General features: G+C 63.7%; 22 protein-coding genes. 11 read left to right on the top strand and 11 right to left on the bottom strand.

Translation table 11 applies throughout. The annotated features are described in order from the left end of the window. Positions 1–13 precede the first annotated feature (13 nt). The 4 genes from mrdA to ACK41V_RS10495 all read right to left on the bottom strand — a co-directional run bounded on the left by mrdA (position 14) and on the right by ACK41V_RS10495 (position 4,657). Positions 14–1,954 carry a penicillin-binding protein 2 gene (gene mrdA / locus ACK41V_RS10480; protein ID WP_409781683.1) on the bottom strand — a complete coding sequence of 647 codons (1,941 nt, stop codon included), beginning with the start codon at positions 1,952–1,954 and terminating at the stop codon, positions 14–16. Positions 1,955–1,980: 26 nt separating this feature from the next. Then, positions 1,981–2,499 carry a rod shape-determining protein MreD gene (gene mreD, locus ACK41V_RS10485; RefSeq protein WP_409781686.1) on the bottom strand — a complete coding sequence of 173 codons (519 nt, stop codon included), beginning with the start codon at positions 2,497–2,499 and terminating at the stop codon, positions 1,981–1,983. Between the two features lie 64 nt (positions 2,500–2,563). Next, a complete protein-coding gene (mreC, locus tag ACK41V_RS10490) occupies positions 2,564–3,484 on the bottom strand; it encodes a rod shape-determining protein MreC (protein WP_409781689.1) in 921 nt (306 codons plus the stop codon). Between the two features lie 129 nt (positions 3,485–3,613). Continuing rightward, positions 3,614–4,657: a rod shape-determining protein gene (locus ACK41V_RS10495; protein ID WP_409781691.1), complete on the bottom strand. Its 1,044-nt coding sequence runs from the start codon at positions 4,655–4,657 to the stop codon at positions 3,614–3,616. 204 nt (positions 4,658–4,861) lie between these two features. Here ACK41V_RS10495 and gatC point away from each other — a divergent pair, with 204 nt between their 5' ends. The 3 genes from gatC to gatB all read left to right on the top strand — a co-directional run bounded on the left by gatC (position 4,862) and on the right by gatB (position 8,230). Beyond that, positions 4,862–5,161 (top strand): Asp-tRNA(Asn)/Glu-tRNA(Gln) amidotransferase subunit GatC, encoded by a 300-nt coding sequence (gatC, locus tag ACK41V_RS10500; RefSeq protein ID WP_409781694.1) that lies wholly within the window; start codon positions 4,862–4,864, stop codon positions 5,159–5,161. A gap of 12 nt (positions 5,162–5,173) precedes the next feature. Further along, positions 5,174–6,661, top strand: coding sequence for an Asp-tRNA(Asn)/Glu-tRNA(Gln) amidotransferase subunit GatA (gene gatA, locus ACK41V_RS10505; protein ID WP_409781697.1), 1,488 nt, complete (start codon positions 5,174–5,176; stop codon positions 6,659–6,661). A 111-nt stretch (positions 6,662–6,772) separates the two neighbouring features. Further along, a complete protein-coding gene (gatB, locus tag ACK41V_RS10510) occupies positions 6,773–8,230 on the top strand; it encodes an Asp-tRNA(Asn)/Glu-tRNA(Gln) amidotransferase subunit GatB (protein WP_409781700.1) in 1,458 nt (485 codons plus the stop codon). Between the two features lie 125 nt (positions 8,231–8,355). Here the strand turns inward: gatB and ACK41V_RS10515 are convergent, their stop codons facing one another. Together ACK41V_RS10515 and pyrE are read right to left on the bottom strand one after the other, a co-directional pair. Beyond that, positions 8,356–9,054 carry a DUF4124 domain-containing protein gene (locus ACK41V_RS10515; RefSeq protein ID WP_409781702.1) on the bottom strand — a complete coding sequence of 233 codons (699 nt, stop codon included), beginning with the start codon at positions 9,052–9,054 and terminating at the stop codon, positions 8,356–8,358. A gap of 5 nt (positions 9,055–9,059) precedes the next feature. Beyond that, complete coding sequence (gene pyrE, locus ACK41V_RS10520; RefSeq protein WP_409781705.1) at positions 9,060–9,758, bottom strand: orotate phosphoribosyltransferase; 699 nt, start codon at positions 9,756–9,758, stop codon at positions 9,060–9,062. A 10-nt stretch (positions 9,759–9,768) separates the two neighbouring features. Between pyrE and ACK41V_RS10525 the strand changes: the two genes are divergently transcribed. From ACK41V_RS10525 to ACK41V_RS10545, 5 genes are all read left to right on the top strand, one after another. Beyond that, entirely contained in the window at positions 9,769–10,572 is an 804-nt protein-coding gene (locus ACK41V_RS10525) for an exodeoxyribonuclease III (RefSeq protein ID WP_409781707.1), read from the top strand. Positions 10,573–10,848: 276 nt separating this feature from the next. Continuing rightward, positions 10,849–11,409 (top strand): molybdopterin-dependent oxidoreductase, encoded by a 561-nt coding sequence (locus ACK41V_RS10530; RefSeq protein ID WP_409781710.1) that lies wholly within the window; start codon positions 10,849–10,851, stop codon positions 11,407–11,409. Between the two features lie 118 nt (positions 11,410–11,527). Further along, positions 11,528–13,042 carry a GGDEF domain-containing protein gene (locus tag ACK41V_RS10535; protein ID WP_409781713.1) on the top strand — a complete coding sequence of 505 codons (1,515 nt, stop codon included), beginning with the start codon at positions 11,528–11,530 and terminating at the stop codon, positions 13,040–13,042. 21 nt (positions 13,043–13,063) lie between these two features. Further along, positions 13,064–13,426, top strand: coding sequence for a response regulator (locus ACK41V_RS10540; protein ID WP_409781715.1), 363 nt, complete (start codon positions 13,064–13,066; stop codon positions 13,424–13,426). A gap of 1 nt (position 13,427) precedes the next feature. Continuing rightward, positions 13,428–14,042 (top strand): chemotaxis protein CheC, encoded by a 615-nt coding sequence (locus ACK41V_RS10545; protein ID WP_409781717.1) that lies wholly within the window; start codon positions 13,428–13,430, stop codon positions 14,040–14,042. Between the two features lie 21 nt (positions 14,043–14,063). Here ACK41V_RS10545 and ACK41V_RS10550 read toward each other — a convergent pair whose 3' ends face one another. The 3 genes from ACK41V_RS10550 to gstA are packed head-to-tail and all read right to left on the bottom strand — an operon-like array spanning position 14,064 to position 15,318. Beyond that, a complete protein-coding gene (locus tag ACK41V_RS10550) occupies positions 14,064–14,441 on the bottom strand; it encodes a nuclear transport factor 2 family protein (RefSeq protein ID WP_409781720.1) in 378 nt (125 codons plus the stop codon). After that, a complete protein-coding gene (locus tag ACK41V_RS10555; RefSeq protein ID WP_409781723.1) occupies positions 14,438–14,665 on the bottom strand; it encodes a tautomerase family protein in 228 nt (75 codons plus the stop codon). The genes ACK41V_RS10550 and ACK41V_RS10555 overlap by 4 nt, the downstream gene beginning before the upstream one ends. 44 nt (positions 14,666–14,709) lie before the next feature. After that, a complete protein-coding gene (gene gstA / locus ACK41V_RS10560) occupies positions 14,710–15,318 on the bottom strand; it encodes a glutathione transferase GstA (RefSeq protein WP_409781725.1) in 609 nt (202 codons plus the stop codon). A gap of 106 nt (positions 15,319–15,424) precedes the next feature. Here gstA and ACK41V_RS10565 point away from each other — a divergent pair, with 106 nt between their 5' ends. Continuing rightward, positions 15,425–16,342 carry a LysR substrate-binding domain-containing protein gene (locus ACK41V_RS10565; protein WP_409781728.1) on the top strand — a complete coding sequence of 306 codons (918 nt, stop codon included), beginning with the start codon at positions 15,425–15,427 and terminating at the stop codon, positions 16,340–16,342. A gap of 68 nt (positions 16,343–16,410) precedes the next feature. After that, entirely contained in the window at positions 16,411–17,049 is a 639-nt protein-coding gene (locus tag ACK41V_RS10570) for an MBL fold metallo-hydrolase (RefSeq protein ID WP_409781730.1), read from the top strand. Between the two features lie 74 nt (positions 17,050–17,123). On the opposite strand, the gene ACK41V_RS10575 is transcribed toward ACK41V_RS10570, so the two are convergent. Continuing rightward, positions 17,124–18,242, bottom strand: coding sequence for a beta/gamma crystallin-related protein (locus ACK41V_RS10575; protein ID WP_409781733.1), 1,119 nt, complete (start codon positions 18,240–18,242; stop codon positions 17,124–17,126). 593 nt (positions 18,243–18,835) lie between these two features. Here ACK41V_RS10575 and ACK41V_RS10580 point away from each other — a divergent pair. After that, positions 18,836–19,900, top strand: coding sequence for a GGDEF domain-containing protein (locus tag ACK41V_RS10580; protein WP_409781735.1), 1,065 nt, complete (start codon positions 18,836–18,838; stop codon positions 19,898–19,900). Between the two features lie 120 nt (positions 19,901–20,020). Here ACK41V_RS10580 and ACK41V_RS10585 read toward each other — a convergent pair. Next, positions 20,021–20,249: M48 family metalloprotease (locus ACK41V_RS10585; protein ID WP_409781738.1), on the bottom strand; the 229-nt coding region annotated here is incomplete at its 5' end.

Genomic DNA, 20,249 nt, shown 5'->3' on the forward strand with positions numbered 1-20,249 from the left:
ATTTATATAGCAATTACGGCGCAATGAGCGGCACATCGACCGCTTTGCGCGGCTTGCCGATGGGCGCCGAAGCCAGGCCTTTCTGCACGGCAGCCATGTCTTCGTCATTGGGATATTCGCCCAGCAACCAGTAATCAAACACCCGGCGCGCGATGGGGGCGGCATGGGCGGCGCCAAAGCCCGAATTCTCCACGATGGCCGCCAGCACAATGGTGGGGTTTTCGGCCGGGGCAAAGGCGGTAAAGAGCGAGTGGTCGCGCTGATGCTCTTCGAGCGCCTTGGCGTTGTATTTCACGTTCTGGCCCATGGTCATCGCCTGGGCCGTGCCGGTCTTGCCGCCAGCGGTATACGGCGCCCCGGCAAACACGCGCGTACCAGTGCCGCCCTTGTTCACGGCCACCATGGCGTTGCGCACGACCTCCACGTTCTTGGGCAGATACCCAAGATCCTCGCCGGGCGGTTGGCTGATCTCGGTGATGGCCCCCGTCACCGCATTCTTCACGGCCTTGGCCATGTGCGGCCGGTAGCGGATGCCGCCGTTGGACAGCGTGGCCTGCGCCAGCGCCAGCTGCAGCATGGTGAAGTTGTTGTAGCCCTGCCCAATGCCCAGCGACACGGTCTCGCCGGGAAACCAGCGTTTCATCTCGGGGCGCTTATAGGCATTGCGCTTCCACTCGGTGCTGGGCAGTATGCCCCGCACTTCGCCGTTAAGGTCGATGCCCGTGGACTGCCCAAAGCCCAGCGGCTTCATGAAGTCATGGATGGCATCGACCCCCATCTCCACCGCCAGCGAATAGAAATAGGTGTTGCTCGACTGCTGGATGGCGCGGTGCATGTCCACACCGCCCAGGCCGCCCTCATGGCTACGGAATGTGCGGCCGCCAAAGCTGTAGTAACCCGGGTCGCTGACCACCATGCTGGGCGAGCGCGTGCCCAGCTGCAGCGCGGCCATGGCCATGAAAGGCTTGTAAGTGGAGCCCGGCGGATACGTGCCACGCAGGGCACGGTTGAGCAGCGGCTTGTCGATGGACTCGTTGAGAGCGGTCCAGCTTTCTGAGTCGATGCCTTCGACAAAGAGATTGGGGTCAAACGTGGGCTTGCTGACCAACGCCAGGATTTCTCCGTTGCGCGGGTCAATCGCGACCAGTGCACCACGGCGCTCACCATACATGTCTTCAATGAGCTTTTGCAGTTTGATGTCGATGGACAGCATCACGCTGTCGCCGGGCGTGGCCGCGTGGCTGGACAGCTTGCGCACCGCCCGCCCGCCCGCCGACGTTTCCATCTGCTCCACCCCGGTGGCGCCATGCAGAGCGGATTCAAAGCTCTGCTCGATGCCCAGCTTGCCGATGTATTCCGTACCCCGGTAGTTGGCCTCGTCTTCAGAGTCTTGAATGCGCGCCTTCTCGGTCTGGTTGATGCGCCCGATGTATCCGATGGCATGGCTGGCCACGTCGCCCAGCGGGTAGTTGCGAAACAGCCGCGCCTTGACGTCCACGCCCGGAAACCGGTAGCGCTGAGCCGTAAAACGCGCGACTTCCTGGTCGGTCAGGCGCGTGCGGATCGGCAGGGACTCGAAGTTGCGCGACTCTTCCATGAGCCGCTTGAAACGCCGGCGGTCGCGGGTCTGGATCTCGACCACCTTGGACAATTCGTCAATGGTGTCGTCCAGCGTCCCCGCACGGGACGGCGTGATCTCCAGCGTGTAGGCAGAGTAATTGGTGGCCAGCACCACGCCATTGCGGTCCATGATCAGCCCACGGTTGGGCACGATGGGCACCACCGCCGTGCGGTTGCTCTCGGCCTGCGCGGCCAGGTCGTCGTGGCGCACCACCTGCAAGAACACCAGCCGGGCGACGATGAGGCAGAAGGCAAAAAAGACCACCGCGCCAATCACCAGCGCGCGCACCCGAAAACGCGAGGCGTCGGCTTCGCTGCTGCGCAGTTCGGTCATGTCAGGCTATCCAGCATGGTTGTTGGTCACAAAGGCCTGTTTTGGTCACGGTCGGGCGGACGGCGCTGGGGCGCCAGCAGCACCCAGCTGGCCAGCGGCCAGAGCAGCGCCTCCAGCAGCGGCGCCAGAAAACTCCACACCCCCGGGAATATGCCGCCGGACGCCATGCGCAGCAAAAGCTCGATCGCATGGGCCAGGATAAACAGGGGCAGCACCTGCAGGGACTGCGATGGCACGCTGAACCACAACAGGCGGCGGTGGATGGCAATGGCCCCAAACGAAAGCACGGTGTAGGACAGCGCGTGCTGGCCGAGCAAGGCCGATTGGCTCACATCCATGCACAGCCCCAACACAAACGCCACGCCCATGCCAATGCGCAGCGGCTGGTGCACGCCCCAAAAAACCAGCAACAGCATGAGCACGTCGGGCGCCCACACCACACGCCCCAGCGGCAGCAGGTTCACGGCCAGTCCCGCGGCCAGGCTGGCCACGATGAACACCGGGTTCACGGGCATCAGCAGCGGTTCACCACGCGGCATGATCATCGCGGGCCTCCTTTCGGGACGGGGGCTGCACCTTCAGTGCGACGCACCGGCAAGATGGCGTAAATCATTTGCGCGTCCCTCGTTTGGCGGGCGCTGTTTGCACCGGCTCGGGTCGCGGCAGCACGTTGTCTGCCAGCGGCTTGAGCACCACCACATGGCGGGCGCCTTGCACCTGGGCAAGCGGCATGCAGTAGATGCGGGCAAACGCAGAATCGGCCCGCCGCTCCACACGCACCACCCGCGCCACAGGCAGACCCGACGGATACAAACCGTCCACGCCACTGGTGGTCAACAGATCGTCTTCGCGCACATCGGCGTTGGCGGGCATGAAACGCAGTTCCATGCCACCACCATGCCCGGCCACCGGGTCGCCATAGGCCACACCCCGCGCACCCGTGCGAACGTTGAGCACCGGAATGGCCTGGTCGCGGTCGACCAGCAAGGTGACTTCACTCACCAGCGGAAAAACGCGCGTGACCTGCCCCAGCACACCGGCCTCATCCATGACGGGCGCGCCGGGCTCGACGCCGCCCATTTGCCCGCGATCAATCACCACGCGCCGCGTGTAGGTGTCTGCGGTGTCGTAGATCACCTCAGCCGCCTGCGCGGGGGTTTCCAGGCGGTCACGCAGGGCCAGCAGTTGCCGCAGGCGCCCGTTTTCCAGCGCCAGCTGTTCGGCCTGGTTGGCGCGTTGGCCCATGAGGGCCATCTTTTGGCGTGCGGTGTCGAGTTCGTCTTGCGCGGTCTGCAGGGAGTCGAAATAGCTCGATCCGTGGCGTGCGAATTCCACCGGTTTCAGCATCAGCCACTGCAAAGGGTACAGCGCTGTGGCCACCGCCTGCCGAAACGGGCCCGTGAGCTGAAAGCGCGCGTCGGCCACCATCAAAAACAGCGCCAGAGCACCGTAGACGGCCAAACGCGAAAGGGCCGAGAGGCCCTGTTTGAACAATGGGGGAGCGCTGCGCTCCAGGGTACCGAAAGCCATGGTGCGCAGCGGTCAGTGCCTGCCAAGCGGAGGCGGCTCCGCGGGCAGGTGCTCAGAAAGAAGCATAGGAGCAGTTGCAGTCATGCAATTCAGAGCGAAAAAAGTGCCTGGAGAATGCAGGCACCGGGATTACTCGCTCGTGAAAATGCTGCCCTGGCGGTCCATGCGCTCCAGCGCAATGCCGCAACCACGGACCACGCAGGTCAGCGGGTCTTCAGCCACCAGCACCGGCAAGCCGGTTTCTTCGGCCAGCAGGCGATCCAGATCACGGAGCAGCGCGCCGCCGCCGGTCAGCATCATGCCGCGGTCAGAAATGTCGGCGCCCAGCTCGGGCGGGGTCTGCTCCAACGCGTTCTTCACGGCCGAGACGATCTGGTTGAGGGGATCGGTCAGCGCCTCCAGCACTTCGTTGCTGGAGATGGTGAAGCTGCGCGGCACACCTTCGGACAGGTTGCGGCCCTTGACTTCCATCTCGCGCACTTCGGAGCCAGGGAAGGCCGAGCCGATGTTCTTCTTGATGGCTTCGGCCGTGGGCTCACCAATCAACATGCCGTAGTTGCGGCGGATGTAGCTGATGATGGCTTCGTCGAACTTGTCGCCACCCACGCGCACACTGCCCTTGTAGACCATGCCGCCCAGCGAGATCACGCCGACTTCGGTGGTGCCGCCGCCGATGTCGACGACCATGGAGCCAGAAGCCTCGGAAACGGGCAGGCCAGCGCCGATACCGGCAGCCATGGGTTCTTCAATCAGGTAGACGGCGGTGGCGCCAGCCGCTTCGGCGGCGTCCTTGATGGCGCGGCGCTCGACCTGGGTGGAGCCGCAGGGCACGCAGATGATGATGCGCGGGCTGGGGGTGAACAGCGTGCGGGGGTGCACCATCTTGATGAACTGCTTGATCATCTGCTCGGTGATCACGAAGTCGGCAATCACGCCGTCTTTCATGGGCCGGATGGCTTCGATGTTGCCGGGCACCTTGCCCAGCATGGCTTTGGCCTCGTGACCTACGGCCTGGATGACTTTTTTGCCGTGGGGCCCGCCTTCGTGGCGGATGGCGACGACAGAGGGCTCATCGAGCACAATGCCCTTATCGCGGGCGAAAATGAGGGTGTTGGCTGTGCCAAGGTCAATGGCAAGGTCGGTGGAGAAATACCGACGGAAGGCTCCGAACATTCAAAAATCCTCTCGGGCATAGCACGCGCGTCGGCCTGCCATCGCCTGGTTTTGGGGGCTGTCTAAGGCTTTTTTCACGCAATTGACTCCCATTTCGAGAGCCTTGCGGCAAAGCCGGGATAATACCCCATCCCCTGTGAATAACTTCCTCCGGCGCGGCCCGGATCACAGCTTTACTTCTGGTTTCCCTCAATTTTCCTCCCTATGGCACTGACCCCCCAGGACATCGGCCGCATTGCCAACTTGGCGCGGCTTGAGCTGACACCCTCCGAAAGTGAGCGCATGCTCACGCAGCTCAACGGCTTCTTTGACATCGTGGAACAGATGCGGGCTGTGGATACATCGGGCGTCACGCCCCTTTCCCACCCCGTCGCGGCCATCCAGGACGTGGCCCTGCGGCTGCGCGAAGACGTGTCGAGCGAGCCCAACCAGCGTGAAGCCAACCAGCAAAGCGCCCCCGCTGTCGAACGAGGCCTGTTCCTCGTGCCCAAAGTGATCGAGTAAGAGCCCCGCCGCATGACTTCCACCGCATTGCATGACCTGGGCGTGACCCAGCTGGCCACCGAACTGCGCGAGCGCCGCGTCTCGGCCGTCGAAGCCGCCCAGCATTTTCTGGACCGCGCACAAGCCCACCAGAACCTGGGCGCTTACGTGGCCGTGAACCCCGACATCACCCTGGCCCAGGCCCGCGCGCAAGACGCCGCCATCGCCGCTGGCACGGCCGGCCCGCTGGCGGGCGTGCCCATTGCCCACAAGGACATCTTCGTTACCCGCGGCTTCCCCAGCACCGCAGGCTCGAAGATGCTGGCGGGCTACCAGTCACCGTTTGACGCCACCGTGGTCAGCAAGCTCGCCGATGCAGGCGCCGTGACGCTGGGCAAGCTCAACTGCGATGAGTTCGCGATGGGCTCGTCCAACGAAAACTCGGCAGTCGCTCCCCTGGGCTTTGACGCCCCAGCACCCGTGCGCAACCCCTGGGACACCAGCCGCATCCCCGGCGGTTCATCGGGCGGCAGCGCCGTGGCCGTGGCCGCGCGCCTGGCCCCGGCCGTCACCGGCACCGACACCGGCGGCTCCATCCGCCAGCCCGCATCGTTTTGCGGCATCACCGGCATCAAGCCCACCTATGGCCGCGCCAGCCGCTACGGCATGATCGCGTTCGCCTCCAGCCTGGACCAGGCGGGCCCCATGGCCCGCAGCGCCGAGGACTGCGCGCTGCTGCTGTCCGCCATGTGCGGCCCCGACCCAGACCGCGACTCCACCTCGCTCGACGTGCCTGCCGAGAATTTCAGTGCCAAGTTGAACGACAGCATTGACGGCCTGCGCATCGGCATCCCCGCCGAGTTTTTTGGCGAAGGCCTGTCGCTCGACGTGCGCGCCGCCGTCGATGCGGCCCTGAAGGAATACGAAAAGCTCGGCGCCAAGCTGGTGCCGATCAGCCTGCCGCGCACCGAGCTGTCCATCCCGGTCTACTACATCATTGCCCCGGCCGAAGCGTCGTCCAACCTGAGCCGTTTTGACGGCGTGAAGTTCGGCCACCGCGCCAAGGACTACACCGACCTGGTGGACATGTACAAAAAGACGCGCGCCGAAGGTTTTGGCGACGAGGTCAAGCGCCGCATCATGATCGGCGCCTACGTGCTGAGCCACGGCTACTACGACGCCTACTACCTGCAGGCGCAAAAGATTCGCCGCATGATTGCGGACGACTTCCAGAACGCGTTCAAAGACTGCGACGTGATTGCGGGCCCTGTGGCCCCCACCGTGGCCTGGAAGCTGGGCGAACACGGCAACGACCCGCTGGCCGACTACCTGGCCGACATCTTCACGCTGCCCGGCTCGCTGGCGGGCCTGCCCGGCATGAGCGTGCCCGCAGGCTTTGGCGAAGGTGGCATGCCAGTCGGCCTGCAATTGATTGGCAACTACTTTGAAGAAGCCCGCCTTCTGAATGCAGCCCACCGCCTGCAACAAGCCACTGACTTCCATCTGCGCAGTCCGCTCTGAAATTCATAGCTGATAGCGCTCGCCATTAAAAGACTTCAACATCAAAAGATGTTGAAGTTTTTATAAATCAAGCGCTACCAGCTCCTCTTTTGATAGCCAAGGACAGAACCCATGTCTGTGAAACTGATTCAGGGTTACGAAGTCGTCATCGGCTTTGAGACCCACACCCAGCTCGCCACCCAGAGCAAAATTTTCAGCCGCGCCAGCACGGCCTTCGGCGCCGAGCCCAACACCCAGGCCTGCGCCGTGGACCTGGCTTTGCCCGGCACGCTGCCCGTGATGAACCGCGAGGCCGTGGCCTGCGCCATTCGCCTGGGGCTGGCACTGGGCTCGCACATCGCACCCGTGAGCATTTTTGCCCGCAAAAATTATTTCTACCCCGACCTGCCCAAGGGCTACCAGATCAGCCAGTTCGAGATCCCGGTCGTGCAAGGCGGCGAGGTGGAGTTCTTTCTGGGCGACCAGAAGAAGACCGTGAAGCTGGTGCGCGCGCATCTGGAAGAAGATGCGGGCAAGTCGCTGCACGAGGACTTCATTGGCCAATCGGGCATCGACCTGAACCGTGCGGGCACGCCTTTGCTGGAGATCGTGACCGAGCCCGACATGCGCTCGTCCGAAGAGGCGGTGGCCTACGCCAAAGAGCTGCACAAAATCGTGACCTGGATCGGTATCTGCGACGGCAACATGCAGGAAGGCAGCTTCCGCTGCGACGCCAACGTGTCGGTGCGCAAGCCCGGCGCCGAACTGGGTACACGCCGCGAGATCAAGAACCTGAACAGCTTCAAGTTCATGCAGCAGGCCATCGACTACGAGATCCGCTGGCAGATCGAGCAGATCGAAGACGGGCATGCGATCCAGCAGGCGACGGTGTTGTTCGACCCGGATACGGGCGAGACGCGCGCGATGCGGACCAAGGAAGATGCTGCGGACTACCGCTATTTCCCCGATCCGGATTTGCCACCGCTGCACATTTCGCAAGCATGGGTCGATAAGGAACGTGCAGCCATGGACGCTTTGCCGCGTGTTGTTGCTGCCAGGTATGTCGAACAATTCGGCCTATCGGAGTACGACGCATCAGCGCTCACACAAAGCAAAGCAACGATGACCTACTTCCAGCAAGTGGTCGGGGGTAAAACGGCACCGATCTCACCCAAGATTGCCTGCAACTGGATCATGGGCGAACTATCACGGCGTCTCAACTCAGATGACATTGCGATTGAACAAGCTCCTGTTAAACCAAACCAGTTGATCGCACTGCTAAGCCGCATTGCCGATGGGACGATCTCAAACAATGCCGCCAAGCAAGTGTTTGACGCCCTGTGGGCTGGCGAGTCGACCGACGTGGACGCCATCATCGAATCCAAAGGCCTCAAGCAAATGAACGACTCCGGCGCGCTGGAGAAGATCATCGACGAGGTGATTGCCGCCAACGCCGACAACGTGGCGCAGTTCCGTGCGGGCAAAGACAAGGCGTTCAATGCGTTGGTGGGTCAGATCATGAAGGCCAGCAAAGGCAAGGCGAACCCGACGCAGGTCAACGATTTGCTGCGGGCCAAACTGGCAGGTTGACTACCGCGCCAGCGTCCAGGCTGACGGTCCTCTGGTGCTCAAAACGCCAGAGGCAATGAACAACAAAGGGGCCGTGAGGCCCCTTTGTTTATTTGGGGGCACAGGCCCCGTCGCACTGCAGCTTCTTACCGAGATGCCGCCGGAGCTGTCGTCGATTCGCTCGATGAAGTTGCCGCGGCTGGCAATCGTTGGGCATCCCACAGCTTGCGCAACTGGGCCAGTTCGGTGTCAAACCGTGCATGCACACGCCGCTTTTCCTGGTCCTGCCCGGCAATAAAACGCTGCTGTTCGCCCATGCTGTCGTCGTTCTCGGCGATCCTGCGGCGCAGCACCATCGGCGCTTTGGTGGGGTCCTTTTTATAGAACTCCAGTTCCACGTCGAATTTTTTGCGTTCGGCCTTGAGTTCCTCGACGCGCTTTTCTGCAGTGGAAGTGACATCATCCACCAGCTGGATGGCCGCGGCGCGTTCGACATCGTGGGTGGCCTTGTCGGGGTAGCGGGCCACCAGCACACGTTCGCGGCGGCGCTCTTCGACCACACGGGCCCGCTCTTCGGCTTCTTTGCGGCGCTGCGCCTCTTGGGCGGTGCGCTCGTGTTCGGTGAGCGAGGGGCCAATCTGGCGGCGCGTGATGCCCGACGGGCTCAGCTCGCGCTGCTCGCGGTCCAGACATTCAGGGATGGGACGGTCGGCCGTGAGCCGGCGGCCGTTCTTGTCCACGCAGGTATAGATGCCGCCGGTCGCGCCCTGGGCTTGCGCCCACGCCACTTCGGCGCCCAGGCTGGCCAACAAAACCCCGCCCATGATCCACGCCGATGTGCTCAAGTCGCCTACCCTTCGTTGACTCCGTACCGCTGGCGATAGGCCAGCACTTTTTCATGGTGGGAACGCATCCCATCCCCCCCGTTATCCGAGAGGTACAGCAATAAGTCTGCCAGCCGTGCAATCGCACACACCTGCATGCCCAATTGCCCGCGCACGTACTGCACGGCGCTGTGGTCTACGTCCTGGCCATTCTCTGTGGCTTTCTCCTGGCGGTCCAGCGCAATTGCAACCGCGTGGGGGGTGGCGCCCGCCGCGCGGATGATGGCAATGGACTCGCGCGCAGCGGTGCCGGCCGACATCACGTCGTCGATGATGAGTACACGTCCTTTCAAAGGCGCACCCACCAGCGTGCCGCCCTCGCCGTGGTCCTTGGCCTCCTTGCGGTTGTAGGCAAAGGGCACGTTGCGGCCCAGTCGCGCCAGCTCGACTGCCACCGTGGCCGCCAGGGGGATGCCCTTGTAGGCGGGGCCAAACACCATGTCGAATTCGATGCCACTGGCCAGCAGGGCTTTTGCATAGAATTCCGCGAGCCGTCCGAGCTTGCGGCCGTCGTCGAACAGCCCGGCATTGAAGAAATACGGGCTCAGGCGCCCGGCCTTGGTCTTGAATTCGCCAAACCGCAGCACGCCCGATTCGACGGCAAAACGGACAAAATCCTGCGCCAGCTGGCCCTGCTCAGAGGTTTGCGCGCCAACATCCACCATAGGGAATTCCTTGTTCAAATTAACCAGCCTCAATCTCAATGGCATCCGCTCGGCCACCAGCAAAGGCGTGGAAAGCTGGATGGCAGCCACGCGGGCGGATTGTATTTGTGTGCAGGAAGTGAAGGCCCAGGCGGCCGACATGGCCAACCGCTTCGAACGCATGGCGGGCCTGCAAGGCCACTTCCACTTTGCCCAGAAAAAAGGGTATTCCGGCGTGGGCATCTACACGCGGCACGAGCCGTCTGATGTAGTCATTGGCTATGGGTCGGCAGAGTTCGATACAGAAGGCCGATACGTGGAGCTGCGTTTTGACACGCCAGAGCGCAAGCTGTCGATCATCAGCGCGTACTTTCCGAGCGGTTCGTCCGGCGAAGAACGCCAGCAAGCCAAGTTCCGCTTTCTGGCCGAGATGCATCCGCACCTGATGAAGACCAAGAGCGAGCGCGAGTTCATCCTGTGCGGCGACATCAACATTGCGCACCAGCAAATCGATCTGAAAAACTGGCGCAGCAACCAGAAGAACAGCGGCTTCTTGCCGGAAGAACGCGCCTGGATGACAAAGTTGTTGCACACAACTGATGATGGCGGCGGCATCGTAGACGTTTACCGTCAGTTACAACCTACCGCTACCGACACGGCTTACACATGGTGGAGCAACCGCGGACAGGCGTATGCCAACAACGTGGGTTGGCGGCTGGACTACCACCTGGCCACCCCTGCGCTCGCGGCGCTGGCACGCACTGAATCCATCTACAAGGGCGAGAAGTTCTCCGACCACGCGCCCATCACCGTGGAGTACGACCTGCCCCTGTGACAACACCACCCTGAACCGATGACCGATGCCTGGGCTCTGGCGCCTACCGCAACACACCGCCAGCCCCGCCCAAACCCACCGTCAGCTTCGTCAACAATTGTCAAAGTGCGGTTATTGACCCCATAAAGCGGCATCTGCAACAACCTCCCGCGGCACCTTCCCGGCATAGTTGGTCCTGTCCACTTCCTGAAATCGGCTCACCCCCTGTGAGCACAGAGGCCTCCGTCCGAGGCCCCTGGTTCCGGAAGACGCAGACGAGCCCTTGTTGTTGTTGCGATGAAGTTCCGATCTATCCACGCCCTGCTCCTTGCAGGCGCCTCCCTCCGTTCCTCACCCTGGGTGTTGGCCGCGTTTGCAGTGGCTGCCCTGTGGGCCCCCGCCTCGTCTGCTGCCGCCCCTGTTTGCGATGCGCCGCAAAATCGAGCCGTGCTGCGCCTGCAGTCTGCATCGCCAGCCAACGCGCAGGCCTGCGACCTGAACGGTCTTGAAAAACTGCCCGCGCGCACGATTGCCACGGCATTGCCCCCAGCGTTGGGACTGCCCGGTGTGCAGCACTGGAGCGGGGTGTCGCTGCGCCAGCTGGTAGAGATGCTGGGCGGGGGCGAGCACAGCCACATCCAGCTCACCGCGCTGAATGACTATTCCATTCACATTCCGTGGAGCGACCTGGTGCGCTACGACCCCATCGTGGCCTACAGCCGCAACCACCAGCGCATGGGCATTCGTGACAAGGGCCCACTGATCCTGATTTACCCCTTTGATGGCAACCCGCAGTTGCAGACGCAGGAGTACATCAACCGCACCATCTGGCAGGTCAATGCAATCTCCGTCCGCTAAGCCCTCACCTCAGCGACCGCACCCGCATCCGCATCCGCCCCCTTCAGCCCCTGCGGTCACAGACACTTTCACGCAGCAGCGGGCAGGCACCCGCTGGCTTCTGGCGGTGGTGGCCGCCATGGCAGTGGCCACGTCCACAACCCTGTGGTGGACGCTGCGCCAGACCCAGGAGCTGGCGCAGCCCTACCAACAAAGCGACCTGTGGTACGTTTCCAGCATCCACAGCGAACTGGCTCGGGTCAGCCTGCTGGCACACAACGTTGCGGATCACGGCACATCCGCGAGCGAATTGCGCGAGCGCCTGGACGTGCTGCTCAGCACCCTGGACACCTCGGCGCAGGCCCCGCGCATCAGCACCCAGCTGCGGGATGCGCTGCCCCACACCGCGCGCAACCTGGACGAGTTGCTGCACCAGGCAGAAGCCTGGTCGCAGCGGCTGGGTGCTGCTGGTGCAGACGGGGCTGCGGTAGCGGCAGACATCGTGGGCGGGTCGGACGCGCAACTGGACACCGTCCGCAAAGCCGTGGCAGCCGTGCACCTGCTCAACACCCAGCAGACCGACCGAGCGCGCCAGCAACTGCATGACCGGTTCAAAGTGCTCAGTGCCGTGCTGGGCAGCCTGCTGGCCGGGACGGCGCTGTTGGTCTGGCGGCTGGTGCGCGACGCGCGCCTGGCCAGTGCGATGTCGCAACAGCTGGCGCAGGCCAATCGCCAGCTGGAAGTGCGTGTGGCCAGCCGCACCCGCAAGATCGAGGAAGGCCGTGCACTCCTGAGCTTCATCCTGGACACCAGCCCCAGCGATGTGGTGCTGGCCGACGTGGAAAACGGCAAGGTGCATTTCATCAACCACCAGCTAACAGAACGCCTGGGGCTCAAGGCCCCGCCCCAGACCTTGTTCCTGCACCAGTTGCTGCACGACCCCGCGGTGGGCGAAAGCCTCATGCAGGCGCTGGACCAGTACGGCCAAGTCGACGCGCTGGAAGCGCAGATTGGCGAACACCACCCCAGCTGGCGCTCCCTGTCGGCGCGGCTCATCGAAGTGGATGGGCGCCTGGCACACCTGCTGTGGGGCTTTGACATCAGCCGCCACAAAGAGCTGGAATCGCAACTGCGCGAGCTGGCCACGCGCGATGCGCTCACCGGGCTGCTCAACCGGCGCGCGTTCATGGAAGGCGGCACCGCCCTCTTTGACCACTGCCGCCGCCATGCGCAGCCGTGCACGGTGCTGATGATCGACATCGACCATTTCAAGCGCATCAACGACCAGCACGGCCACCAGACCGGCGACGCGGCGCTGCGCGCATGCGCACAGGCCATTGAAAGCGCATTGCGCGATGCCGACCTGCTGGGGCGCCTGGGCGGTGAAGAGTTCGCAGCACTGCTGCCGCATTCATCCACCAGCAGCGCCTTCAAGATCACGGAACGCATCCGCGACGCCCTCGCACGGATGCACCTTGCATCGCCCGACGGCCAGCCGCTGTCGCTGACCGTCTCTATCGGCATGGCCGAAATGGAGCCCACCCACCCGGGCATCGAACCCCTGCTGGCAGACGCCGACCGGGCGCTCTACCGCGCCAAGGCCACCGGCCGCAACAAAGTGCTGGCCTGCGAGCCCGCCATCCAACAACCTTGACCCCCCCACAGAGTGCACGCCATGAGCATCCGACTTTTGATTGTTGACGACAGCCGCATGTCCCGGCTTATCCTGCAGGGGCTGCTCGCACAGACCCATCCCGACTGGACCATCGTGCACGCCAGCAGCGGCGAAGAGGCCCTGGCGCTGGTCCAGAGCCAGCCTGTCGATCTGGTGTCGATGGACTTCAACATGCACGGAATGAATGGCCTGGAGGCCGCGCTGGCGCTGCGCAAGATCCTGCCCAATGTCCCCATCGCCATCCTCACCGCCAACGTCCAGTCGGTTCTGCAGGAGCGCATTGAGGAGGCAGGCATGGTGTTCATTGCCAAGCCGATCACCGCCGCTGCCACCGCGCAACTCACCGCCTTGGTAGGAGCCTGACATGCCCATCCAGCTAGATGCCGAACAAGTCGACGCGCTCAGCGAAATCTTCAACATCGGCGTGGGCAAGGCCGCGGCGGCCATGGGCCACCTCATGCGCGACGAGGTGCTGCTGTCGGTGCCGCACGTCAGCATCCTCACCGTGAGCGAAGCCGCCCAGCAGCTGGGTGCTGCCGAGCGCCCCATGTACGGCGTGCGCCAGCCGTTCCGTGGGGTGTTCAACGGCGACGCGCTGCTGATCTTTCCGGGCAACAAGAGCCTGGAGATCGTGCGCATCGTTGCGGGTCAAAGCGTGCCCGGTGAAGACCTGAGCGCCATCGAGCAAGACGCCATGACCGAGGTCGGCAACGTGATGCTGAACGCCTGCATTGCGGCCCTGGCCGACCTGCTGGGCAGCGAGTTCGAACTCAGCCCGCCCAGCATCGACACCGGCGACAGCCGCACCATCCTGGGCACGCGCATCCAGAACCACCTGGTGGTGTTTCTGCACATCCGCTTTGAATTGCTGAGCAGTCAGATCGAGGGCTTTGTGGTGTTTGTGCTCAACACCACATCCCTGGAGGGCCTGCGCTCTGCCGTGAACCGCCTGCTGGGAAGACCTGCCGATATCGACTGATTGCGGCATCGCACATCCCCCTCAACGATCCAACTCGTAGTGAAAGACCTTGGCAATGATTTGCCAACGCCCGTCTGCGTAAATCAGCGTCAGCAGGTCGGTGAAGTGTTTGGGTAGGATGGCGCACTCCACCTTGGCCAGAGCGGTCACCGGCCCGGCAAATTCAATCGACAGGATGCGCTCCTGCACCGTTTCGCCCCGGCTGGCGGGTGATGGGCGCTGGTCCACGATGGGGAAATACGCGTCCATGCGCAGGATCACCACCGGCTCTGCCGTGGCGCAGGCGTAGACCGCCTGCGGGTGGAACACGCGGCGCAGGCGCTGTGTATCGCTGTGGCACAGGCCGTCGAAATACTCCTGCAGCACGGAGGCGACTGCGTCAAAGCGCGGGTCACTCATGACGCAGTCCCTCCGGCGGCTGCCCGGGCGCGCTGGCGCCGCACGGTCACCGTCTCACCGGCCACACCCCAGTTGTCAGTATCGATCTCGTCGATCACTACAAAGGTGGTGGCGGGCTCCTTGTTCAGAACGCGCACCAGCAAGTCGGTCGCCCCCTGGATCAGCGCGGCCTTTTGCGCACTGCTGACGCCTTCGCGGGTCACTTTGATGTTGATGTAAGGCATGGCGTGTTCCTGGTGGATGGAGGGATGGATGAATCAACGGCGTCTCAGCCCAGCAAGCCTTCGGCCCGCATCGCGGCCTGCACGGCGGGGCGGAAGGCCACGCGGCGCATGAAAGCCTGCAGATGGGCCAGGTCGCTGATGTCCAGCTTCACGAACTTGGCCCAGCCCAGCACCACAAACAGATAGGCATCGGCCGCCGTGAAGTGCTCGCCCGTCAGGTAGGGGCCGTGCTGCAGCTGCGCGTCCAGCCAATCCATCTTCTTGCGCAGCAGAGCCGCCAGCGCGGCCTTGGCGTTGGTATCCAGATCGGTGTGGAACAGGGGCGTGAAGGACTTGTGCAGCTCGGTGCTGACGTAGTTTTGCCATTCCATCACCCGGTAGCGCGCCAGCGTGCCGGCGACGGGCATGAGCTGCGTGGCCTGGGCTTGGTCGGCGATGTATTGCGCAATGACCGGGCCTTCGGTGAGGCGGGAACCGTCGTCCAGCTCCAGCACAGGCACCTGGCCTTTGGGGTTGATCGCATAGAAGTCCTGCCCGTCGGCCGTCTGGTGGCGCGCGGTATCGACCTTCTCCAGGTCAAACGAAAAGCCACATTCGCGCAGCAGGATGTGGGGCGACAGGGAGCAGGCGGCGGGCGAAAAGTACAGCTTCATGGGGTTGCCTTTGGGGCGTGGTGGATAGGTGAAGCGATGGTATTGGCGATGCAAACAGCAATAAACTAGGTCTCACGCATTTCAGTCATTACACGAAGTAATAAACATGGCCCGCCAATTTGACGACCTGAAGCTGGGCAGCATCGAGCTGTTCTGCCTGACCGCGCAGTGGCAAAGCTTCACGGCCGCGGCACAAGCGGCCGGGCTGACAGCGGCAGCAGTCAGCCGCTCGGTGGCCCGCATGGAGGCGCGCCTGGGTGTGCGCCTGTTCCAGCGCACCACGCGCCAGGTGCGGCTGACCGACGCGGGCAAGCGCTACTACGAACAGTGCCGCCAGGCGCTGGGGCAGCTGGCCGAGGCAGAACGCGAGCTGTCGGGCCAGCAGCAAAGCCCCGCAGGCCTCGTTCGCTTCAGCCTGCCCACCTCCTACGGGCACTGCCGTGTCCTGCCGCTGTTGCCAGAGTTTCAGCAGGCCTACCCACAGGTCGAGCTGGAGCTGCAACTGAGCAATCGCAATGTGGACTTCACCGAAGAAGGTTTTGACCTGGCCGTGCGTGGTCGCCCGCCCGTCGACTCCGGCCTGGTGGCGCGCAAGCTGGAGGACGCCGCGCTCGTGGTGGTGGCTGCACCCGCCTATCTGCGCCGCTGCGGCACGCCACACCACATTGCCGACCTAGCGGCGCACGAGTGCATCCAGTTCGTGCTGCCCAGCAGCGGCCAACCGGTTCCCTGGGTGCTGCGTGACACGACCGGACGCGACGTGGACGTGCCCACCCAGGGCCGCCTGCGCTGCGCCGACGACATCCTGGGTCCCGTGACCCTGGCCCGCGCCGGTGCAGGGCTGCTGCAGACCTACCGGTTCATTGTGGAAAACGACCTGCGCAGCGGCGGGTTGCAAGAGCTGCTGCCCGCGCACGCGGGCGCCTCGCGCCCGTTTTCGCTGCTGTACCCTGCGCACCGGCACATGCCTTTGCGCGTGCGGGCGCTGGTGGATTTCCTCGTTCAGAGGCTCACACCGCCCTGAAGCCGACCCGCACGGCGGACCTACGGACCCGAACAAGCAAAAATACCGCGATACCACCTCCACTCACCATGCTCCGCTACCTCACCGTCCCCGTTACCGCGTTCCAGCAAAACTGCTCCCTCGTCTGGTGCGACGCCACCCACCAAGCCGCCGTGATCGACCCCGGTGGCGATCTGGATGTGCTGCTCGCAGAAATTCAGCGCCTGGGCATCACGCTCGAACAGATCTGGCTCACCCACGCCCACATCGACCACGCGGGCGGCACGGGCGAGCTGGCTGAGCGGCTTTCGCTGCCCGTCGTCGGCCCCCACCCGGGCGACCAGTTCTGGATTGATGGGCTGCCACAGCAAAGCGCGATGTTTGGTTTTCCGCCCGCGCAGCACTTCACGCCCACGCGCTGGCTGCACGATGGCGACCAGGTGCAGATCGGCAACGAGACGCTGAACGTGCGCCACTGCCCCGGCCACACGCCGGGCCACGTGGTGTTCCACGCGCCGCAGATCGACCGCGCGTTTGTGGGCGACGTGCTCTTCGCGGGCAGCATCGGTCGCACAGATTTCCCGCAAGGGAACCACCAGCACCTGATCGACAGCATCGTTCAGCGGCTCTGGCCCATGGGCGACCAAACGGTGTTTATTCCCGGGCACGGGCCGGAGAGCAGTTTTGGGCGGGAGCGCGAAAGCAATCCTTACGTGCAGGGCACTTAAGGATTGCTTCTGAATCTATAGCTACTAGCGCTTATTGAATAAGCGCTAGAGGCCTAAAAGACCAAAACTTTGGGTTACGTGCGCGGCTCGCCCCGAGCATTGACGGTGATGGTTCGGCCGGGTGGCGCCGCCATTTGGATGCGGTGCTGCTCGCCCTTGAACGTATAAGTCACGTCCCAATAGTCGGCCTGACCCTGGCTGGGCACTTGTTGGCAGCGCTGCACGTCTTGCGTCGCTGGCGTGTTGTTGCCCACTCGCGAGCCGAACACCGCACCGGCGATGGCGCCGCCCGCGGTGGCGATGTCCTTGCCACTGCCGCCGCCAACTTGGTGGCCCAGAACGCCACCCAGCAGCGCACCGAGCACAGCACCTGGCGCGTTGACCTGGCTCTGACCTTGGGGCACTTGCTCGCGTTCGACCCAGCAGCGCTGTTCAGGTGGGCCCACTACGGCGCGCACCGAACTCACATTGGCCTCAAACAGGCGCTCGTCGGGTCGGCGGCGGTAGTTGGGCACCGCAACGGGCTGCGGCGCATAGCGGCGGTCGTCTACCCGCGCGCCGCGTTCGAGCTCCCGCACGGAGGAAATTTGGTTGTTCATGCCCATGGCCGAGAGCGACGGGTACTGCCCGGGTCGCAGCACCATGCACCGCCCGTTAAAGCGTTCGTCGTCGCACACTTCCCACGCGCGGTCACCCACCACCACGGCCGAAGAGGCGCTGTTGCTGAAGCCCTCCCGATTCAAGTTGCGCACGGATTCTTGTGTCGTGAACGCGGTCCCACCAAAACCTTCTTGCGCAAACAGCGCGATTTTGGCGGCCGCTGGAGCAGCGGCGCGGGCGGGCTCTGGTGCATAGCGTCGGCTGTCTACACGCTGCTCTACAGGAATGTTCCGGGCAGACGAAATGCCGTTGCTCAACCCCATCGCGCCAAGCGATGGGTACTGGCCCGGGCGCAGGACCATGCACTTTCCACGGAAGCGGGCGTTTTCACAAACCTCCCAGCGCTCATTGGTGACAGTGACGGAGGATGCGCGGTCGTTGAAACCAGCCCGCTCAAAATTGCCCACCCGCTGCTGGGTGGCGAAAGACTGGCCCTGATAGTTTTCTTGCTGAAAGAAGGTAATTTCAGCACTGGCGTGCGCCGCGGCTGCGAGCGCCACGGTGGCCAATGCAGCTTTGTAAAAGATTTTCATATTTGATTCCTATCCATGTTCTTGGCAGGAAACAAACGCCCGCCCTGCGAGCACCATAGAAGGTTGCGCGACGCCATGGAGTAGTCAATCACGCCGAGCGGTCAGCGGACATCGCCGCGCTACCTCGGGATTGGGTTGCACGCGGTTGGACTGTGCGCAGCTGCGCCGGTAAAGGTATTGGCGGTCGAGCCGCTTGTCTGCGCTCAGTCACACCGTGTAGTTCTCGCGCTCGGTGGATGCCGGTGGCCCAGAGCCAGCGCACGGCGTAGCTGCTTTGCAAAGCCGACGGTGAGCACAGCGTCGTTGTGTCCTCCAGCATCGCAGCACAAAACCCTGCTGGAAAAGCATATTTTGATAGCAATGAGTGCTTTATCCACAAGCGCTAGAGGCCCATTTGACTTGTTTTCTCCCTGGCGACGACTGACCCAGACTCGTCCAGCCGCCGACCGCCGAAGTGAATAGGCGCAGCAAAAACGACCAGTTCCAAGGACTGCGAATGGAATGCACGCTTACGATGTATCTCTTTGTAAGCAGTCTGTGAACCCTCACTGCACAGACGCTGCCCGCTGTCCGCCATCCGCGCCCCTCGTTCCATGAATCCCAACTTCAAGCCGCGCCCTCCCCTCGAACCGCAGCGTGGCTCTAGCCTGGCGGGCAAGGCCTACTGGGCCATGGTGCAGCGGGTGGCGTTGACGGCTGCGGCCATCGATGTCGGCTACATCGCGCTGTTTCTGTGGCTGGGGTCGGTGCCACTGGCGGCCGTCAACGTGGTCAGCATTGGCATGTACCTGGGCGCGTACCGGCTCATTCAGAAACGCTACAACGCCGCCGCGCTGGTGTTGATCTGGCTGGAGGTGGTGGGGCACTCGGCACTGGGTTCGCTGCTCATCGGCTGGGACAGCGGGTTTCACTACTACCTCTTGCTCTTCATCCCCGCCATCGTGATCGCCAACACGCGCGGCTTTGCGGCGCCCGTGGTGGTGGGGCTGCTGGCGTACTACCTGGGTCTGCAGGCCCTGTGCGACCACCTGGGCGCGCTCGATCCGTTGCCCGCGCAGAGCGTCAAGATCGTGAACTGGGTGCACATCTGCCTGGTGTTTGCCATGTCGGCCGCGCTGGCGGCGTTTTACCGGCGCACCATCCTGATCGCCGAGGGCCGCCTGCGCAAGCAGGCCACGCTCGACCCGCTGACCGGCTTGGCCAACCGCAGCCACTTCGAAGCGCTGTCGACCAATGCACTGGCGCGCAGCCAGCGCGACGGCGCGCCCGTCACCCTGCTGCTGTGTGATGTGGACTTGTTCAAACGCATCAACGACCAATACGGCCACGCGGTGGGCGACGAGGTGCTGGTGGCCATGGCCAAGGTGCTAGCCGCCAACCTGCGCGAAGGGGACGTGCTGGCGCGCTGGGGCGGCGAGGAGTTTTTGGCACTGATGCCCGCCAGCCCGCTGGACGCGGCCTGCGCCACCGCCGAACGCATCCGCGCCGCCATCGAGCAGGCGACGCTGGACGTGGGCCAGGCGCCCATCGCGCTGACCATGTCGTTTGGCGTGGCCCAGGTGCACAGCGCCGAAGACCTGCAAGCCGCGATTGCACGCGCCGACAAGGCGCTGTACCAAAGCAAGAACGCGGGCCGCAACCGGGTGAGTGCGGCATAGCGCTTCAAGCAGCTCAGCAGCAAAAATTTGAATGAAATTGGCCTCTAGCGCTTATCCATCAAGCGCTAGCAGCTATCAAAACAGGAATTTTCAGGACCTCAGCGTCTGGACCGCCCGCAACTACCCGTTGCGCCGCGCCGCCTGATACAGCCCCTGCACCTTGGGCACGTTCAGTTCCAGCTCGCGGATGCGCGCGGGGCCTGAAGGGTGGGTGGACAAGAACGCCAGCCCGCCCTGCTTGCTGCCGCTGGCGTTGCCCATCTTCTGCCACAGGCTGACGGCGGCCGAGGGCTGGTAGCCCGCGCGCGCGGCCAGCTCCAGCCCCACCAGGTCGGCATCGCTCTCGTCC

The organism is Acidovorax sp., from assembly GCF_046291265.1.
Taxonomy (GTDB): Bacteria; Pseudomonadota; Gammaproteobacteria; order Burkholderiales; family Burkholderiaceae_C; genus Acidovorax.

Excerpts from the sequence above, each read along its gene's own strand:
- mreD (WP_409781686.1), bottom strand. The coding sequence starts at position 2,499 with ATGATCATGCCGCGTGGTGAACCGCTGCTGATGCCCGTGAACCCGGTG.
- gstA (WP_409781725.1), bottom strand. The coding sequence starts at position 15,318 with ATGAAGCTGTACTTTTCGCCCGCCGCCTGCTCCCTGTCGCCCCACATC.
- ACK41V_RS10570 (WP_409781730.1), top strand. The coding sequence starts at position 16,411 with ATGCTCCGCTACCTCACCGTCCCCGTTACCGCGTTCCAGCAAAACTGC.
- ACK41V_RS10540 (WP_409781715.1), top strand. The coding sequence starts at position 13,064 with ATGAGCATCCGACTTTTGATTGTTGACGACAGCCGCATGTCCCGGCTT.
- ACK41V_RS10580 (WP_409781735.1), top strand. The coding sequence starts at position 18,836 with ATGAATCCCAACTTCAAGCCGCGCCCTCCCCTCGAACCGCAGCGTGGC.
- ACK41V_RS10495 (WP_409781691.1), bottom strand. The coding sequence starts at position 4,657 with ATGTTCGGAGCCTTCCGTCGGTATTTCTCCACCGACCTTGCCATTGAC.
- ACK41V_RS10535 (WP_409781713.1), top strand. The coding sequence starts at position 11,528 with ATGGCAGTGGCCACGTCCACAACCCTGTGGTGGACGCTGCGCCAGACC.
- gatB (WP_409781700.1), top strand. The coding sequence starts at position 6,773 with ATGTCTGTGAAACTGATTCAGGGTTACGAAGTCGTCATCGGCTTTGAG.
- ACK41V_RS10565 (WP_409781728.1), top strand. The coding sequence starts at position 15,425 with ATGGCCCGCCAATTTGACGACCTGAAGCTGGGCAGCATCGAGCTGTTC.
- ACK41V_RS10545 (WP_409781717.1), top strand. The coding sequence starts at position 13,428 with ATGCCCATCCAGCTAGATGCCGAACAAGTCGACGCGCTCAGCGAAATC.
- ACK41V_RS10550 (WP_409781720.1), bottom strand. The coding sequence starts at position 14,441 with ATGAGTGACCCGCGCTTTGACGCAGTCGCCTCCGTGCTGCAGGAGTAT.
- mreC (WP_409781689.1), bottom strand. The coding sequence starts at position 3,484 with ATGGCTTTCGGTACCCTGGAGCGCAGCGCTCCCCCATTGTTCAAACAG.
- ACK41V_RS10555 (WP_409781723.1), bottom strand. The coding sequence starts at position 14,665 with ATGCCTTACATCAACATCAAAGTGACCCGCGAAGGCGTCAGCAGTGCG.
- mrdA (WP_409781683.1), bottom strand. The coding sequence starts at position 1,954 with ATGACCGAACTGCGCAGCAGCGAAGCCGACGCCTCGCGTTTTCGGGTG.
- pyrE (WP_409781705.1), bottom strand. The coding sequence starts at position 9,758 with ATGGTGGATGTTGGCGCGCAAACCTCTGAGCAGGGCCAGCTGGCGCAG.
- gatC (WP_409781694.1), top strand. The coding sequence starts at position 4,862 with ATGGCACTGACCCCCCAGGACATCGGCCGCATTGCCAACTTGGCGCGG.
- ACK41V_RS10575 (WP_409781733.1), bottom strand. The coding sequence starts at position 18,242 with ATGAAAATCTTTTACAAAGCTGCATTGGCCACCGTGGCGCTCGCAGCC.
- gatA (WP_409781697.1), top strand. The coding sequence starts at position 5,174 with ATGACTTCCACCGCATTGCATGACCTGGGCGTGACCCAGCTGGCCACC.
- ACK41V_RS10530 (WP_409781710.1), top strand. The coding sequence starts at position 10,849 with ATGAAGTTCCGATCTATCCACGCCCTGCTCCTTGCAGGCGCCTCCCTC.